Here is a 16,647-nt window from a genome sequence, read left to right on the forward strand (position 1 = left end):
AGCTGGTCGGCGCGGCGGCGTCACGCGTACACCGCCAGTGCCTCCACCTCCTCGCGGACCAGCCCGGCGAGTTCCGCGTCGCCCGGTGGCAGCAGTCCGCCGCGGTCCAACGCGGCCCACATGTGCAGCAGTTCGCGGCCGTGGACGATCAACGCCCGCTCGTCGTCGAGCTGTTGCCAGGCGGCCGCCGCCCGCACCACGTCCGCCGCCGCCCGCCCGTCCATGGCCCCGCACCGGATCCGGGCCACGGCCAGCGCGAGCACGACGGCCTGCCGGTGGTCGCCGCGCAGATGCGCGAGGTAGGCCTCCAACGCCCTCGCCTCCACCGCGCAGGGGTGGCTCGCGCCCGTCGAGCCGGTCAGCTCCTCGCGCAGCGCGGTCGCGCGGGCGAACGCCTCGTCCAGCCGGCCTGCGGCGGCCGACTCCTGGATACGGCCGACCTGTTCGGCGAGTTCGGCGGGCACGTCGGTGACCGCGCCGGTGGTGGCGCGGGCCCGGGCGCGGGCGACCGCGGTGGCCACGGCGGAAGCGGCGGCGGGCGCGGGCGCCGGTGCCTGCTCGGGCTCGGGCACGAGGACGCTGCTGGAGCCGTCCGGCGACACCGACAGGACGAAGTGGGGGGCGCCGGGGCCGTCGTGCACCGTCGCCTCGACGACGGCGGCGCACTCCTCGGCGCGGCGCTGCAGCTCGTCCAGCACGGCCTCGTGCACGGACTCGCCGGGTGCGGGCACGAGGGGGTCGCCGTCGATCTCGGCGAACCCCTCGTCACAGATGCGGACTTCGAAGCGGGCCATGGTGGTCCTCCTCACGGGTCGACCGGTTCGGTGGGGGTGACTCCGGGCGTGGCGCCCTCGGGCGGGGCGGCGAGGCCCTGGTACTTGGCGAACTGGGCGCGCACGGACAGGACATAGCCCAGGGCGCTGTTCGTCTTCGGCACGCCACGGGCCGCGCGGACCTCGTCCCACCCGACGTCGTAGCCGGCCAGGGCGAGGTCAAGGACGCTGTTGGTGATGCCGGCGTCGTCCCCGGTGGCCGTGTCGATCCCGCCGCCGTCGATCAACTGCTGGGCCTGGGCGGCGAGATCGCACATGTAGCGGCCTTGCGCCATGATCGAGTCCTCGGGGTCCAGGGCGGAGGTCTCGCCGGAGTCGTCGTCGTCCTTGCCGTACTTGGTGAAGATCTCCGGCGGCAGCTGGGAGATGCCCTGCTCGCCGTTGGGTCCGACCAGGGCGGCGTTGAAGCCGGACTCCTTCTCCACCTGCGAGGCGATGACGATCGGGCCGATCGCGTCGCAGAGTTCGCCGGCCTTCTGGATGGGGTCCAGCAGGTCCTCGGGGACTGTGGTGGTGTCCAACTCGCCCTTGCCGTCGCCCTGGAGGACGTCGAGCGACTGGTCGGCGATCTGCTCGTTGGCGCTGTCGCTGCCGCCGCCTCCGCCGAAGAGCAGGATCAGCGCGATCAGCGGGGCGAGGAGCACCCCGAACCCGCCGACCACCACCGTGACGATCACCCCGCCGACCAGGACGACCGGCGCCAGCAGGCAGCCGCAGCCGGTACCGGCGATCGCGGTGTTCCTGGCGGTGTTCGAGCCGCCGCCCCCTCCGCTACCCGCGCTCATGGGCGCATTCCTTCTTCCTCTCGTCTTGAACCGCCGTGCCCGCACGGCCCGTTGTGCTGTCCGCCGGGCTTGAGAGGTCCAAACGGGCCCGGGAGCGAAGAAGTTCAAACCAACCGAAAACGCACCAACCAGAACAGCGGAAGACCCAGCGAAGAGGGGGGCGAGACGCACATGGGCACTCCTACGGCAATGCCGTCGGGCCCGCAGTCGTGGGAACGGGGCCCGAGGACCCCACGGCCCGCTCCCGGCGGCGACACGACCGGTCCGCCGACGGGAACGGACGGGCCCACCACCGGCCGGACGACGAGCACGGCGGACGTGGCGCCCCGTGACCGGACCGCCGTACGGACTCCGGCCCCGGCCCCGGCCCCGACTCCGGCCGCCCGCACCCGCCGTGCCGCTCCCGCGCGGACCGCCACGCGGGTCTCCGAGGCGACGACCCCGGCCCGGCCGCGGCGGTCCCAGGGGGCGCGGTCGGGGGACGAGATCGGCTGGGTCCAGGCGCACGGCGGGGCCGGTGCGACCTCGCTGGTCGAGGTCCTCGGCGGCGTGGACGTAGGAGCCCGCTGGCCGGAGCCCGCCAAGGGGGAGCCGCACCGGATCGTGCTGGTCGGCCGGACCAGCGCGCGCGGACTGCGCGCCGTCTCCTGGGCGTTGGGCGCGCTGGACGAGGGGAAGGCCCCGCGCGGGCTCGACCTGCTGGCCGTGGTCCTCGTCGCGGACGCCCCAGGGCGGCTGCCGCTCGCGCTGCTGCGCCGGATCCGGGTGCTGCGCTCCGTCGCCCAGGTGCACCGGGTGCCGTGGATCCCGGCCTGGCGCACGGGCGGCCATCCGAAGGCCCCGCCCCGTCAACTCGTGCGGCTGGCCGGCCTGGTGGGGAGCGAACGGCTCGGCCAAGGGGCCGGATTGTGAGCCTCTGGCAGGCAGGTGTCCAGTTCCTGGCCGACAAGCCCAAACCGGACGACCCGGTGTACGAGCCGACCTGGGAAGCGGACTACCTCATCAACCTGCTCGCCTGGTGCGCCACCGCCTGCGGTGTCGCCGGACTGATCATCGTCGGCATCCAGATGTCGATCCAGCTCAACCGCGGCGAACCGGGCGAGGGCGCCTCGCACTTCCGCGGCTTCTTCTTCGTCACCCTCGGCTGCCTGGTCGCCACGTCGGCAGGCCCGCTCGTCTCGTTCCTCGGCGACCTGCGGCTCCTGGGAGAGCTCACCAAGTGACGCCGGCCCACCTTCCGTAACCACACCTCACCCACACACCCGCCGCTTCCGTCGGCCACCTACGTCCCGGAGATCACCATGTCCGCTCTGCTGTCCGAAGTCTCCAATTTCCTCGCAGCCGCCACCCCCGGCGACGAAACCGCCGTGCCCTCACCGGTGCCCAAGGCTCCCGGCGAACTGACCGGCAAGGTCAACACGGTCCTCGGCATCGCCGCCTGGGCCGGCACCGCCGCCGGTGTCGCCGGTGTCCTGATCACCGGCGCGATGATGGCCATCTCCGTCAAGCGGGGCGAGAGTTCCGAGCACATGAGCCGCCTCGGGATGGTGCTCGGCGGCTGTGTCCTGGTGTCCACCGCCGGCCCGCTGATCAACTTCGTCTTCGCGTGAACCGGGGGGCGGCGCAGATGTTCACACGCAGGGAACGACAGGCCGGGCGCGACACCGGGCAGATCGAGCACCCCGGGCCGTACTGGAAGCAGCGCGGCTGGCAGGTGTCGGCCGGATTCCTCGGCATCGTGCTCCTGGTGGGCGGGATCGTCGCGCTCACCTCCGGCCCGGACGACCAGGGCGACCGGGTGAACAAGGTGGTGGCGGACGGACCGCTGTCCGGGAAGGCCGTGCTGACCGACGGACGGCCCCTGGGCTGCCGTACCGACGACAGCGCGGGTGACGCGCTGCCGCAGGCCGCGCCGACGGATGTGCGCTGGCGGATGCTCGGGATCTCGCGGGTGCCCGTCTCGGCCGCGGCCGGACCCACCAAGATCGAGAAGAACCTGTGGTGGTGCTTCGCCCACACGCCCACCGGCGCCGCGCTCGCCGCCCACATCATCCCCTCCCAGATGAGCGGGTCCGGCTGGCGCGTGGTGACCAAGCAGCAGGTCGTCGCCGGTCAGGGACGCGACCTGTTCGAGTTCACCCGCGCCACCGTCCAGGACACCGACGTACGCGACAGCAGCACGTCCGTCGCCTCGTACGCGGGCTTCGCTGTCACCTCGTACAGCAGCGAGGCGGCGACCGTCAGGCTGCTGATGAAGGGGGACCAGGGCTATATGGCGACCGCCATCCAGCTGCGCTGGAGCGGCGGCGACTGGAAGGTCCAGCCGAACGACGACGACGGCTCCCTGCATTCGCCGGTGTCGAGCGTCCAGGGCACCGACGGCTTCGTCCTGTGGGGGAGTTGACATGTGCTCCGGAAACCCGGTCACCGACGCGGTGGCGACCTTCTTCAGCTTTCTCGGCAACCCCATCGGGACCATCATCAACCTGATCGCGAAGGCCATCCTCGCGGGCGCGGTCGCCGTGTTCGCCGGCCTGACCGAGGCGATCCCGACCATGACCAGCCCGGAACCCTCGAAGGCGGTCGGCAACCAGACCTACTGGCTCGTGGTCTACCTCGCGGTCGGCTCGCTGCTCTTCGCCGCCGCCCGGATGGCCATCGAGCGCCGGGGTGACGCGGGCCGCACCGCGCTGAAGGGCATCGTGCGGGTCGTTCTCGTCTCGGGTGCCGCCACCTCGGTCCTCATGGCCGCGGTCGCCGTCTCGGACGGCTTCGCCCAGCATCTGCTGAAGCTGGGCGTGGAGGACAACCTGCAGAACGTCGGCTCCTGTTCGCAGGGGAACGGGATCGAGACCTTCGCACTGCTGGTCCTGGCGTTCCTGCTGCTGATCGCCGGGATCCTCCACACGATCCTGATGTACATCCGGCTCGGCGTCATGATCGTGCTCCTGGGCACCCTTCCGCTGGCCGCCGCGGCCTCCATGACGGACTGGGGTGCCGGCTGGTGGCGCAAGCACGTGGGCTGGCTGATCGCCTGGGTGCTCTACAAACCCGCGGTCGGTCTCGTGCTGTACGCGGGCTCGGAATTGCTCAACAGCAAGGACACGGACTACGGCAACACCGTCAACGAACGCATCGCCGGCATCGGCCTGATGCTGCTGTCCGCCGTGGCGCTGCCCGCGCTGCTGAAGGTCGTCGTGCCCGCCACCGCGGCCATCGGCACCGGCGACGGCATGTCCGCCGTGGGCGGAGCGTCGAGCAGCTTCGCGACCGGAGCGGTCCAGTTCGCCGCGATGAGCGGCGGGGGCGCGGGCCCGCAGGGCGCGTCCGGATCGGGCGGTGCGTCCGGCTCCACCGGCTCGGACAGGTACACGAGCTCGACCGGACAGGGCGGTGGGAAGGGCGGTACCTCGGAAGGCGCCCGGACCAAGACCCCAGCCGGATCGGGCGCGGGCGCCGCCGGCGCCGGGTCCGAGGCGGCCGCGGCCATGGGCGGCCCCGCCGGCATCGCCATCCTCGCGGCGGTGGCCGCCTCCCAGGCAGCCGCCGGAACCATCAGCGGCGCGGTCGAGGGCGCGGACGGCGAGAAGGGCAACAACACGTGACGCGGGGCTCCTTCGGAGGGATGAGCCGCCCGCCAGGAGCGGTGAACCGCGCCGAAGGGCAAGCCACCCACCGCGGGCGGTGAGCCACCCTCGGGGACGGCCCGCCACCCGCCGAGGGAGCTGCCGGAGTCGGTGAGCCGACCGCCCCGTCCTCGCCGCCCACCCCGAACGGCCGTCGAACTCCCCCTCCCCCCGCGGGAGTTCGGCGGCCTCCCCGCTCTCGTACACCTCAGGTCAGTCAAGGAAGGGAACCGGACCTCATGTCCACGCAAGCCGTCACTCATCCGACCTACGGGAACTGGCGCCGGCCACGCCGGGCGGGGCTCGGTCCGCTCGGTCTGCTCGGCACCTTCGTCGTCTTCGGCGGACTCGTCATCACCCTGCTCGCGTCGCTGATCTCGCTGTACGCGGCGCTGACCGTGCTCGTGCCGATCGTGCTGTTCCTGATCCCGCTGGCCATCCGCACCCAGGACGGCCGCAACGTCTACCAGCTGATCACCCTGCGGATCGGCTGGTGGCGCCGCAAGGCGAAGGGCGCCCATCTCTACGTGTCCGGCCCGCTGTCCGCCCGCCCCGGCGGCCGGTTCCGCCCGCCGGGCCTGCTGAACAAGGTCACCGCGACCGAGGGCCGGGACGCCTACGACCGGCCCTTCGGCGTCCTCCACCACCCCAACCGCAACCTGTACACGATCGTCCTCGGCTGCGACCCCGACGGCGGTTCCCTCATCGACCCCGACCAGGTCGACATCTGGGTCGCGCTGTGGGGCGAGTGGCTGGCCCGGCTGGCCCACGAACCCGGCCTGCGCGGCGCCTCCGTGATCGTGGAGACCGCCCCCGACACGGGCACCCGGCTCGCCAACGAGGTGCTCCCCCGCATCCACCCCGACGCCCCGCCCGCCGCCCGCGCGGTGATGGAGGAGGTCGTCGACCGCTACCCGACCGCGTCCTCCGAGATGCACACCTACGTCTCCCTCACCTACGGCGTCCCCGGCGGCCAGAAGCGCAAGCGGGACGACGTGATCACCGACCTCGCCATCCGCATCCCGGGCCTGCTCAGCGGACTCGTCGCGGCCGGCGGCGGCTCCGCGTACCCGCTGACGGCCGAGCGGATCGCCGAAGTGGTCCGGGTCGCCTACGACCCCGCGGTCGCCGCCGACGTCCTCAACGCCCGTGCCCAGCACGGCGGAACGGGCCTGGAGTGGGACGACGCAGGACCCGCCGCCACCGTCGAGACCGTGAGCAGCTACCAGCACGACTCGGGCGTGTCACGGACCTGGCTGATGACCCTGGCACCCCGCGGCACCGTCCGCTCCTCCGTACTGCGGGGCATGCTGGAGGCGGCCCCCGGCACCCGGCGCAAGCGGGTCGCGCTGGTCTACCGCACCATCGACCCGGCCACCTCGGCCCGGATCGTCGAGGCGGACCGGCGCAGCGCCCAGTTCATGGCGACCTCCGGCAAAGGCATGGTGCAGGCGCGCGCCGCCTCCGAGGTGCGCGCGGCGGAACAGACCGCGACGGAGGAGGCCGCGGGCGCGGGGCTCGTGGAGTTCTCGCTGATGCTGACGGTCACCGTCGACACGGCACAGGAACTCGCCGACGCCAGCGTGGCCGTACGGAATCTGACCGCGGCCTCCCGGGTGCTGATGCGGCCCGCCGACCGGATGCAGGCGGCCGCGTTCACCTGCACCCTGCCGACCGGGATCCTCCCTTGGGAGCAGACCCTCGTCCCGCACGAGTTGCAGGAGGCGCTGTGAGTCGGCGCAGCGAGGAGAAGAAGGCGGAACTGGCCGACCGGCTCGCCGAGTCGGGGAAGTCGCCCGCGAAGAAGCCGGGGAAGCCCGCGAAGGCCGGTCCGCCCAAGGAGCTGTACGTCCCGGCCCGCGGCTGGGTGGGCGCGGGCGGCGGCCGGGTCGGCTATCTGGATCCGCCGACCATGTGGCGGGCCACCACCGTGCAGGCCTGCGGCATGTGGCCGTTCGCCGCCGGCTCCGGCTCGCCCATGACCGGAGTGCCGCTCGGGCAGCACCTGTTCACCGGCGCCACCGTCTGCGGGGATCCGCTGAACTGGTTCACCCGGGCCCGCTACATCTCCAACCCCTCCCTGTTCATGCTCGGCATGCCGGGCCTGGGCAAGTCCACCCTCGTCAACCGGATGCTGATCGGGCTCGCCGCGACCGGGGTGATCCCGCTGGTCCTCGGCGACCTCAAACCCGACTACGCCGACACCGTCCGCGCGCTGGGCGGCCAGGTCATCTCCATCGGCCGCGGCCGGGGCGGCATCAACGTCCTGGACCCGGGCGCGATGGGCGCCGCCGCCGCGAGGATCGGCGGCCAGGCCGGTGACGTACTGATGGCCGAGGCGCACGGCCGGGTGCTGAACATGGTGGCCGCGCTCATCACCATCGTGCGCGGCCGGCCCATGGACGACCACGAGCAGTCCGTGCTCTCGGCCGTCCTGCACCATCTGCGCGAACGCACCACCGTCGGCCGTCCCGTGCTGCTGCCGGACGTGCTGCGGGTGCTCACCGAGGGGCCCGACCGGGTGCGCGCGGTCACTCTCGACCGCGGCGACGACACCCGCTACCGGGACGCCGTCGACCCGCTGCACCGCTCGCTGCTCGGCATCCTCGACGGCCCGCTCGGCGACACCTTCGCCTCCGAGACGTCCACCCACATCGACCCGAACGCGCCCGCCGTGTGCATCGACATCTCCGGCATCGGCGAGGCCGACACCCAGCTGACCGCCGCCGCGATGCTCGCCGCCTGGTCCGACGGGCTCGGCACGGTCGCCGCCTCGCACGCCCTCGCCGACGCCGGACTCGCCCCCAGGCGCTGGTTCTTCACCGTGCTCGACGAGCTGTGGCGCCCGCTGCGCGCCGCCACCGGCATCGTCGACCGCATCGACGCCCTCACCCGGCTCAACCGCTCCCTCGGCCTCGGCGACGCCAAGATCACCCACACCCTCAAGGATGCCGAGGCCCTGGGCACCGACGCCGACCGCGCCAAGGCCCGCGGCTTCGTGGAGCGGGCCGGGATGGTGGTGTGCGCGGGTCTGCCGAAGGCGGAGATGGAGGACCTCGGCAAGATCGTGGGTCTGTCCCGGCGCGAGATCGAACTCGTGTCGTCCTGGTCCTCACCCCCGGGCTGGGGCGTCAACGGCGACAACGAGGAACCGCCCGGCCGCGGCCGCTTCCTCATCAAGGTCGGCGGCCGCCCCGGCATCCCCATCAAGGTCGCGATCACCGACGCGGAACGCCACCTGCACAACACCAACCTGCGCTGGACGACCAACGAGGAGGCCGTCGAACGGGCGGCGGCCCTCGCGGCGGGCCAGGTCGCCAGAGCTTCCCAGGAGGGGGCACATCAACTCCCTTCCCAGGAAAGGGCATACGACCCTCACGGCACCCCCGGCACCCCCTCCCCGGAGACCCCGTCGGAGAGGCGGACGGCATGAGCGCCCCGCGCGGCGACATCAACGAGCAGTTGCCGTGGGCCCTGACCGCGATCGCCGGCGGTGGCCTCGTCCTGTTCCTCGGCGCCTGGTCCGGCGGCACCCTCGGCGCGGGAATCGCCGGGTACGGCTGGGACGCACCGCCGTTCGCCCTGTCCACCGTGGTGCGGCTGACCTCCGACGGGCCGGACGCCCTGTGGCCCGGGGTGCCGGCCGCCGTCGTCTACGCGGGCATGTTCGGCCTGCTGGCGCTCTTCGCGATCCCGGTGGGCCTCGTCCTCGGCCTCTTCCTCAAGCGCGCCGACCGCCCCAAGGGCCTCGCGGGGCGCCGCGAACTCGCCGCCATGTGCCCCAAGGGCATCACCGCCCGGGCCCGCGAACTGCGCCCCACCCTCAAGGGCCGCGAGCAGCTCCACCCGGACGAGACCGGCAACCTCCTGGGCGACCTCGCCCCCAACGGCCCCGAACTGCGCAGCAGTTACGAGGACGTGGAGCTCGACCTGATGGCACCCCGGGCCGGCAAGTCCACCGGCATCGCCGTCCCCCGGGTGCTGCGCGCCCAGGGCGCCGTGCTGCTCACCTCGAACAAGTCCGACGTGTACGCCGTCACCCGCGCCGAGCGCGAACGGGCGGGCACGGTATGGACGTTCGACCCGCAGGGCATCGCCCACAGCCCGCGCGCCATGTGGTGGGACCTGCTCAGCGAGTGCCACACCACCGAGGGCGCCCGCCGGCTGGCCGGCCACTTCGTGGCGTCCGTCAACGACGACACCGCGAAGAAGGACTTCTGGATCTCGGCCGCCCAGAACACCCTCACCGCCCTTTTCCTCGCCGCCGCCCGCAGCGGTTCCTCGGTCACCGAGCTGCTCGGCTGGCTGGCCGACCCCGCCGACCGCACCCCGGTCGACCTGCTGCGCGACCACGGACTCGTGGCGATGGCCGAGCAGTTGCAGGGCACGGTCCGCGGCGCGGTGGAGACCCGGGACGGCATCTTCGAGACCGCCCGCCAGACCGTCTCCTGTCTGCTCGACCCGGAGATCCTGGCCTGGGTCACCCCCGATCCCGCGTTGCCCGAGTTCCGCCCCGAGCACCACGTCCTGGGCACGGACACTCTCTATCTGCTGTCCAAGGACGGCGGCGGCTCGGCGGCCGGTGTCATCGCGGGCATCGCGGACGCGACGATGCGGGCGGGCGTGGTCGCCGCCGAGCGCATGGGCGGCCGCCTCGACCCGCCCCTCACGGCGGTCCTCGACGAGGCGGCCAACGTGTGCCGCATCTCCGACCTCCCCGACCTCTACTCGCACTTCGGCTCGCGCGGCATCAACGTCGTGACCCTGCTGCAGAGTTACCGCCAGGGCGCCCGGGTGTGGGGCGAGATGGGCATGGACGCGCTGTGGAGCGCGGCGACCGTCAAGCTCCTGGGCGCGGGCCTGGACGACGCCGACTTCGTCCAGAAGATCTCCACGCTGGTCGGCCAGCACGACGTGAAGACGCCGAGCATCTCCCGTGGCAGGGACGGCACTTCACGCTCGTACTCCTACCGCCAGGAGGCCGTCCTGCCGCCCGACCGGATCCGCGCCCTCCCGAAGGGCACCGCGCTCCTGCTGGCAACAGGCGTCAAACCGGCCCTGATCCGACTGCGCCCCTGGTACAAGGAGCCCGGCGCGGGCGCCATCTCGGCGGCGGCGAAGGCGGAGTCGGCGGCCATCACCGAACGCGCGGCACGCCGTCATCCACGGGGCGTGTACCTGTCCAAGCCGGCGTTCGCGGACGAGTTCCCCGTGTGACGGCACGCAGCAACAGCTCCACGGGCCCGTACCGGACTCGCCCCATCAGGCGCATGCCGAGGGCGAGTTGGGCCACGTACAACCCGACGCACCCCACCCCGACGAGCGCGGTACCGACCCGACCGTAGAGCCCGAGCCCGTACCCGGTGAACACGCACGCGAGGACGAGCGACTGGGTGAGGTAGTGGGTGAGCGACATCCGCCCGGCGGCCGCGAGCAGCCGGGTGAGCAGGCCGGCGACCCGCCCGCGGCAGCCGAGCAGCAGAAGCAGCCCGCAGGCGTACGACGCCGTCAGCGCGGGCGCGGTGAGCGTCGTCACCGCCTGCCCGACCATGAACCACCGGCCGTCCAGCGGACCTTCGACACAGCACGCCGCGAACACACTGCCGGCCAGACCGACCGGCAGCCACCGTACGACGACCCGCCGCAGCCACGCCCGGTCCCGGCCCCGCCGCTCCACGAGCCCCGCCTTCGCCGCCGCGAGCCCGGCCAGGAACGCGGCCAGGATGTCGGGCGCGTACAGCAGGTCGGCGCCGATGTGCGCGGGGAGTTCACTGAGGTGGGCGCCGACGACGGAGAGGAATCCGCCGCGGTACTCGTACACGATCGGGGGCACATAGGCGACCGGCGCCGACGGGGCTGCCGGCGCCGCCGGCTCGGCGAGGACGAGCAGCCCGTACCCGAGCAGCAGCACGGCCAGACCCACGACCAGGGCCACGCCGATTCTCAGCGCGCCCCGCGGGCCGAGCCCCCGCAGCCCGTACAGCACCAGCCCCAGCACGGCGTACGTCATCAGGATGTCGCCGGGGAAGAGCAGCACGGCGTGCACGAGGCCGAGCGCGAACAGGGCGAGCGTGCGGCGCAGATGAAGCGACGCGAAGGCGTCGCCGGCACGCCGGGCGGCCAGTTCCTGGAGCACGAAGCTGTAGCCGAACAGGAAGGAGAACGGCAGATAGAACTCGGTGGAGAACACCGCGGTCACCAGCCAGCCGGCCACGCGGTCGAGGACCGGTCCCCCGGCTGCCCCCGTCTCCACGACATAAGTCCCGGCGATCATCCGGGCGTTGACGAGCAGGATCCCGAACAGGGCGAACCCGCGGAGCATGTCGATCTCGTGGACGCGCGAGGGAAGGCCGCGTGCGCGCGGTACGGATTCGCGCGGTACGGAGAGGTGGTCCTCGCTCACGGTGAGACCACCGCCGAGCTGCCGAAGGCCACCGCCGACGACAGGAACCACCCGAACGCCGGTGCCAGCAGATGCCGTACGTCCCAAAGCCGGGCCGAGGAAGGCCTGTTGCGCACGTAGACCACCGGCACGCTCCCCCCGGCCGACGGCAGCCCGCACAACGTCCCGTACCTCCCGGGGTCCACCACGACGGCCCGCCCGAGCCGGTCGCGGAACACCACGAGCCCGCGTCGCCGCCCGCCGACCCGCACCCGCGCGGTCACGACCCCGACCGCCCGCAGCCCGCGCAGGCGCAGCCGCAGCGCCGTCGCACCGGCCCACAGCCCCATCGACAGGAACCCGAGCCCCAACCCCACGAACAGCGCAGGCAGCACCAACCGCGCCTCCATAAGACCCAGCCCCCTTCATCGGCGTCATCGGGCGTCCGCCCGTCCCGGGCACAACGGCTCCCGCGCACCGCGTGGTTCACGTACGGCCCTTGAACCGCCGTACGCCGCAAGCCCGTTGTGTGAGCGCACGGACCGGGACGACCGGAAGACACACCGGATGACACATCCGAAGGGAGCTTCGACCCAGATGAGACAGCCTCTGCGCACACACGGGTACCGGACGGCCGCCGCGGTCGCCCTGGCCTGCGCCCTGACGGCGGCGACCCAACAGACGGCCCGCGCGGACCCCCAGACCCTCACCGAGGTACGCGCCGAACTCCAGCGCCTCTACCACGACGCCGAGGTCGCGACGGACAAGTACAACGCCGTCGACGTGAAGGTGACGCGCCAGAAGAAGCGGGTCAGCGCGCTCGACGCCCAGGTCCAAGCGACGGAGCAAAAGCTGAACCGTCTCACTTCTCGGGCGGGTTCGGCGGCGGCGGCCCAGTACCGCACGGGAGGCCTGCCGGCCGAGTTCCAACTGACCCTGGCCTCGGACCCCGAAAACGCCCTGAACAACGCGGCGTTGGCGAACCAGGCCCAACAATCAACTCAGACCCTCCTCAAGGCCCTTTCGACCACCCGCCAGGAACTGCACACCCGCACCGAGGACGCGTCCGACGAACTGTCCCGCCTCCAGAAGAACCGCCGCGCCATGGACACGGAGCGCCGGACGATAGAGCAGCACATAGCCGAGGCGAAGAGACTGGAGTCAAGCCTGGCAGCAGCGGAACGTCGCCGCCTGGCGGCACTGGAGGCGAAGGAGGCGGCAAAGTCCCAGGCGAAATGGGAGGCAACGACCCCCCTCACTCCGTCAAGCACCGAGGCAACCCCGTCTGCCCGCAAGGCCATCGCCTACGCCGAACGCCAACTCGGCAAGCCCTACGTCTGGGGCGCCGAGGGCCCCAACTCCTTCGACTGCTCAGGCCTGACCTCAGCGTCCTGGCTGGCAGCGGGAGTAACCATCCCCCGCACCTCAGAACTCCAGTGGTCCCAACTCCCCCACGTCCCCACGTCCGCGATGCGCCCAGGCGACCTGGTCATCTACTTCTCGGACGCAAGCCACGTGGCCCTGTACATAGGCAACGGCAAGATCATCTCGGCACCTCGGCCGGGGAGGGTGATTTATATATCGCCGGTGGCGTCCATGGAGATCTTGGGGGTGGTGCGGCCGGGCGGGTGAGGTCGGGCCCATTCAGGCGGATGCGCGCGCGAGGCGCGCATCCGCCTCATGATGCCTGCTCGAAGCGACTCGTTCAGGCAGGATCGAGCGGCGGAGGCTCTGGAAGCGGCCCGAATGGGTCGACGGCCTCCACGGGCGGCGACTCCTTCGGCCGGTGTGTGCCGAACTTGCAGCCGGCGAAGGGGCCCATCGGGTCGCGCAGGGAGTTCATCACGGATACCAGGTAGTCACGGTGCCAGTTCGCGGGCCCGCACAGTCCCGAACCGGCGCCCGTCAACTCAGCCCAGGCGAGCCACAGTCCGTGGAGTTGGGCCACCGCTTCGGGGTGTTCCCACCAGCACGGGCACCAGGGAGCCGTGGAGGTGGCCTCCCTGGCATAGACCGGCAGTAGCACGTGATGGGTCCACAGTGTCAACTGACGCAATGCGTGGGCGTATTCGGGTCCGTCCAGATAGACGATGAATTGTGGCGGGGACGGGTCCGACGGAGGCGGAGACTCCTGCTGTGCAGCCGTCCCCTCAGGGGGCAGGTCGGTTTCCCCGGCGGGAGTGGCCACCGGCTCGGTTACGGAAACCTCAGAGGTCCGAGTGGACATGACCGTCCTGCTTTCTCTCGGCGACTTCTACTGAATCGGTGCACGCACACGACGTCCGCGGAGCGCCTACGGTTCACCAGCCGCCGGACGACTAGCGGCTCGACCTCCGATCCGAATTTCCCTGTCGGCGCCGCCCGTTTGAACCAACCGCTCTCCGGTTCCGTTGTGTCCCGTCAGCAAGCAGATCTCTCGCTTCACGAAAGGGAGTGGATTCCAGCATGGGTACACCACCGGAACCACTAAGGCGAAGGACCACCGCACCGACCGCACCAATCCCACCGAGCGAGGACTTCCGCTACTCGCCGACGACCCGCACTGCCATCCGCCTGCCCGAAAGGGAACAGCTCCGCGTCGATGACGTTCCCGGGGAAGGGGGAACGAGGGCAAGGATCCTGGACGAGGAGAGCGGAAGGGTCTTCGGAGTCCACCGCAGTCCAACTGGTGTCGTCAGCGTGTTCCTGTGGGCCAGGGAGAGCGCCGAGGCAACGGCCCGCTGGTTGAGCGCGACCAGCAGGCGTACATGGGATGTCGTCAACTGGGCGCGGGAGAACCAGGCGAGCATCATGAAGTTCGCCACAGATGTCGCCCCTGTCATCATTGCAAACGTGGGCAAGGGCATGAGGACCCTCTCGTCGGATCCGACCGTCCAAAGAGTCGGTGTGGTCATTGAAACGACCGGCAATGTGACGTCGGCAGGCAAGGGCATCAAAGCTATGCACGATGGGAAGAGCACGGAGGGGGTGCTTAGCGGCTTCGCCGGTGCCGTGTCAGGGATAGTGGGTGGCGCCGCCACAGCGGCCGCCCCCCGCCACCAGGGAGCCTCGGACGTCCTGAGTAGCGTCTCGACCGGCTTTGGGACTTTGGCCGCCGGGGCCAATTACAGGGAGGATCGGCGCAAAGCGAAGGAAACGGCGGCTCAAACAAGCACTACAATTGCGTCGGTCCCCGCAGAATCCCGGCAGCAGACACCCCAGGAACCCCGGCGGCGGACATCCCAGGAACCCCGGCAGCGGCCTTCCCGCAGGAACACGGAAGAGCTCGCGGAACCAGGCCGGTCGCGCCACGCGCCCCGGGTGAACCCGGAGCGGAGGACCACCGACCAGAGGCCCGCGAACCCGGAGCGGAGGACCACCGACCAGAGGCCCGCACCCGCGCGAATACCCTCGAATGGGAGCAGTCCGGACTCCTTCGCAAGCGCAAGGTCCCAGCCCTCGCCGAGGCGCACGTCCTCGTCCGAGCGCGAGGACCAGCCGATATCGAGGCACTCGTCGGCGACGTCCAGGCCGACGTACCCCGAAACCGTACGCGAGCGTCCTGCAGCTCCGAGGCGTCAGGATACGTATACGACTACGGCTCAGATGCCGCGCGATGGGGAAGCGCGGCAACGAATCATGGCCAGCCAGCCGGCCAGCAACGGTGGCACCTCCGCTACCCGGCCAACAGCGGAGAACGGGAGCAGGCACGCCAGCAACACCTACCACCCAATGGGCAAGTAACCCGCAAAGGTAAGCAACACAGTCACTGACAAACTCGCGTGAGGAGGGCACCCGGTGATTCAGCTCGGCTCGTCGTAGACATGCCGATATCGTGATCACCGGGCGCCCGTACGCGGGCCTCTGCGGGCTTCCAACCGTAGAGGGATCGTACTGAACCACTCGCGGTACACGAGCCGTTGTGCATCTCGAACCACCACGGATTCCAGTCCACAGGTTGGGGAGGCACGCACATGCCCACTGCCAAAACGTGGCGACTCGCGCCACACGGTCTGCTGAAGCGGCGCCGGCCCTCGTCGCACTCGGAAGCGTGTTATCCCAGTCGACCCGCGCCACTACCGGCCGCCAGCACCACCCCACCGGCCCCCAAGTCCCCATTGCCTCCCGGCCTGTTGCCGTTGCCGCCGGGATTCGAGTTGTCGACCACCCCGCGCTGAACCTGAAAGAGGGGCAACGTGGCGGACGAGAGTACGGCTGCCTCGACCAACAGACGGTCGCTCAGAGAACGGCAGAGCCAGGGCCAGAAAGCCAAGACACCGAAGAAACTGTCCAAGCCCAAGGACCGCCCGCGCGCCAAACCCGGCAGGCCAGGGTTCTGGAAGCGCCTCCGGAATCAACTCGCGGAGGAATGGAAGCTTCTCATCGACAGCCTCATAGAAGCCTCCTTGGGCCTGTCGGAGATACCGTTCCTGCCCCCGTCCCCGCCCCCGTCTCCCGGAGTCGGACAGGCGACCGGCTCACCCGAACCGGGCATCCAGGAAGCGGCCCGTCAACTGATGGCTCTCCAACCCGAAGCCTTCGAGGACGCGATTCTGCAACTGGTCAGGACCAACGAGGTTTTGAAGCACGCGTACGACAAAGCCCCGCAAGACATTCCGGATATCGCGCACCACGCCAACAACGCGTACTGGCGGGAGTTACAGCGAGAGGCCAACACCGCGGCAGCCCGACAACACTGGGAGCGGGGCCCGCATCCGACCGCCTCTCCGCAACCGGTGCCCACGGAACCGGTGCCCCCCGGGCAATCCCTGCTCGGCCCCGAAGGACTCCGTGCGATTCGCAACTCACAGGATTCCCAGCCGAATCAGGGTGACTCGCCCAGCGCGACATCTCGTTCGCCCCTGGCCTCCAACAACCCATACCGCACGCCCGATAGCGCTCCCAGCACTACCCACACCACCCCGAATCCACGAAGCCGATAACGCCATCCCACCACCGCTGAACCCTCCCCCACCCCCCATCCGTCGTGCCTACGCAAGCGACAACTGCCCACCGAATCAAGCAAGTCGCAGCCCGCCCCA

Annotated in this window: 14 protein-coding genes; 9 read left to right on the forward strand and 5 right to left on the reverse strand. The window is 71.0% G+C overall.

The annotated features are described in order from the left end of the window. Nucleotides 1–20: 20 nt before the first annotated feature. On the reverse strand, nt 21–794 hold the full coding sequence (locus tag ACWDR3_RS04440) for a hypothetical protein (protein ID WP_450350700.1): 774 nt from the start codon (nt 792–794) through the stop codon (nt 21–23). Nucleotides 795–805: 11 nt separating this feature from the next. Further along, complete coding sequence (locus ACWDR3_RS04445; protein WP_450350702.1) at nt 806–1,618, reverse strand: transglycosylase SLT domain-containing protein; 813 nt, start codon at nt 1,616–1,618, stop codon at nt 806–808. A 318-nt stretch (nt 1,619–1,936) separates the two neighbouring features. Between ACWDR3_RS04445 and ACWDR3_RS04450 the strand changes: the two genes are divergently transcribed. The 8 genes from ACWDR3_RS04450 (at nt 1,937) to ACWDR3_RS04485 (ending at nt 10,461) form a co-directional block, all read left to right on the forward strand. Further along, on the forward strand, nt 1,937–2,530 hold the full coding sequence (locus tag ACWDR3_RS04450) for a hypothetical protein (protein ID WP_450350704.1): 594 nt from the start codon (nt 1,937–1,939) through the stop codon (nt 2,528–2,530). Further along, complete coding sequence (locus ACWDR3_RS04455; protein ID WP_450350706.1) at nt 2,527–2,841, forward strand: hypothetical protein; 315 nt, start codon at nt 2,527–2,529, stop codon at nt 2,839–2,841. The genes ACWDR3_RS04450 and ACWDR3_RS04455 overlap by 4 nt, the downstream gene beginning before the upstream one ends. 78 nt (nt 2,842–2,919) lie before the next feature. Then, nucleotides 2,920–3,228, forward strand: a complete 309-nt coding sequence (locus tag ACWDR3_RS04460; protein ID WP_450350708.1) for a hypothetical protein — start codon at nt 2,920–2,922, stop codon at nt 3,226–3,228. Nucleotides 3,229–3,245: 17 nt separating this feature from the next. After that, nucleotides 3,246–4,022, forward strand: a complete 777-nt coding sequence (locus tag ACWDR3_RS04465; protein ID WP_450350710.1) for a hypothetical protein — start codon at nt 3,246–3,248, stop codon at nt 4,020–4,022. Nucleotide 4,023: 1 nt separating this feature from the next. Then, nucleotides 4,024–5,223 carry a hypothetical protein gene (locus ACWDR3_RS04470; protein WP_450350712.1) on the forward strand — a complete coding sequence of 400 codons (1,200 nt, stop codon included), beginning with the start codon at nt 4,024–4,026 and terminating at the stop codon, nt 5,221–5,223. Between the two features lie 260 nt (nt 5,224–5,483). After that, the gene (locus ACWDR3_RS04475; protein WP_450350714.1) at nt 5,484–6,977 is read left to right on the forward strand and encodes an SCO6880 family protein; all 1,494 of its coding nucleotides are present in this window, start codon (nt 5,484–5,486) and stop codon (nt 6,975–6,977) included. After that, entirely contained in the window at nt 6,974–8,677 is a 1,704-nt protein-coding gene (locus ACWDR3_RS04480; protein ID WP_450350716.1) for an ATP/GTP-binding protein, read from the forward strand. Before ACWDR3_RS04475 ends, ACWDR3_RS04480 begins: the two co-directional genes overlap by 4 nt. Beyond that, a complete protein-coding gene (locus ACWDR3_RS04485) occupies nt 8,674–10,461 on the forward strand; it encodes a type IV secretory system conjugative DNA transfer family protein (protein WP_450350718.1) in 1,788 nt (595 codons plus the stop codon). Before ACWDR3_RS04480 ends, ACWDR3_RS04485 begins: the two co-directional genes overlap by 4 nt. Here ACWDR3_RS04485 and ACWDR3_RS04490 read toward each other — a convergent pair. Both ACWDR3_RS04490 and ACWDR3_RS04495 read right to left on the reverse strand, forming a co-directional pair. Further along, on the reverse strand, nt 10,382–11,647 hold the full coding sequence (locus tag ACWDR3_RS04490; RefSeq protein WP_450350720.1) for a DUF418 domain-containing protein: 1,266 nt from the start codon (nt 11,645–11,647) through the stop codon (nt 10,382–10,384). The genes ACWDR3_RS04485 and ACWDR3_RS04490 overlap by 80 nt on opposite strands. After that, entirely contained in the window at nt 11,644–12,036 is a 393-nt protein-coding gene (locus ACWDR3_RS04495; RefSeq protein ID WP_450350722.1) for a hypothetical protein, read from the reverse strand. The genes ACWDR3_RS04490 and ACWDR3_RS04495 overlap by 4 nt, the downstream gene beginning before the upstream one ends. A 187-nt stretch (nt 12,037–12,223) precedes the next feature. Between ACWDR3_RS04495 and ACWDR3_RS04500 the strand changes: the two genes are divergently transcribed. Then, complete coding sequence (locus ACWDR3_RS04500; protein ID WP_450350724.1) at nt 12,224–13,258, forward strand: NlpC/P60 family protein; 1,035 nt, start codon at nt 12,224–12,226, stop codon at nt 13,256–13,258. A 73-nt stretch (nt 13,259–13,331) separates the two neighbouring features. On the opposite strand, the gene ACWDR3_RS04505 is transcribed toward ACWDR3_RS04500, so the two are convergent. After that, entirely contained in the window at nt 13,332–13,853 is a 522-nt protein-coding gene (locus tag ACWDR3_RS04505) for a DUF4913 domain-containing protein (protein ID WP_450350726.1), read from the reverse strand. Nucleotides 13,854–16,647: the final 2,794 nt, after the last annotated feature.

It is taken from the genome of Streptomyces sp. NPDC001002, assembly GCF_053599215.1.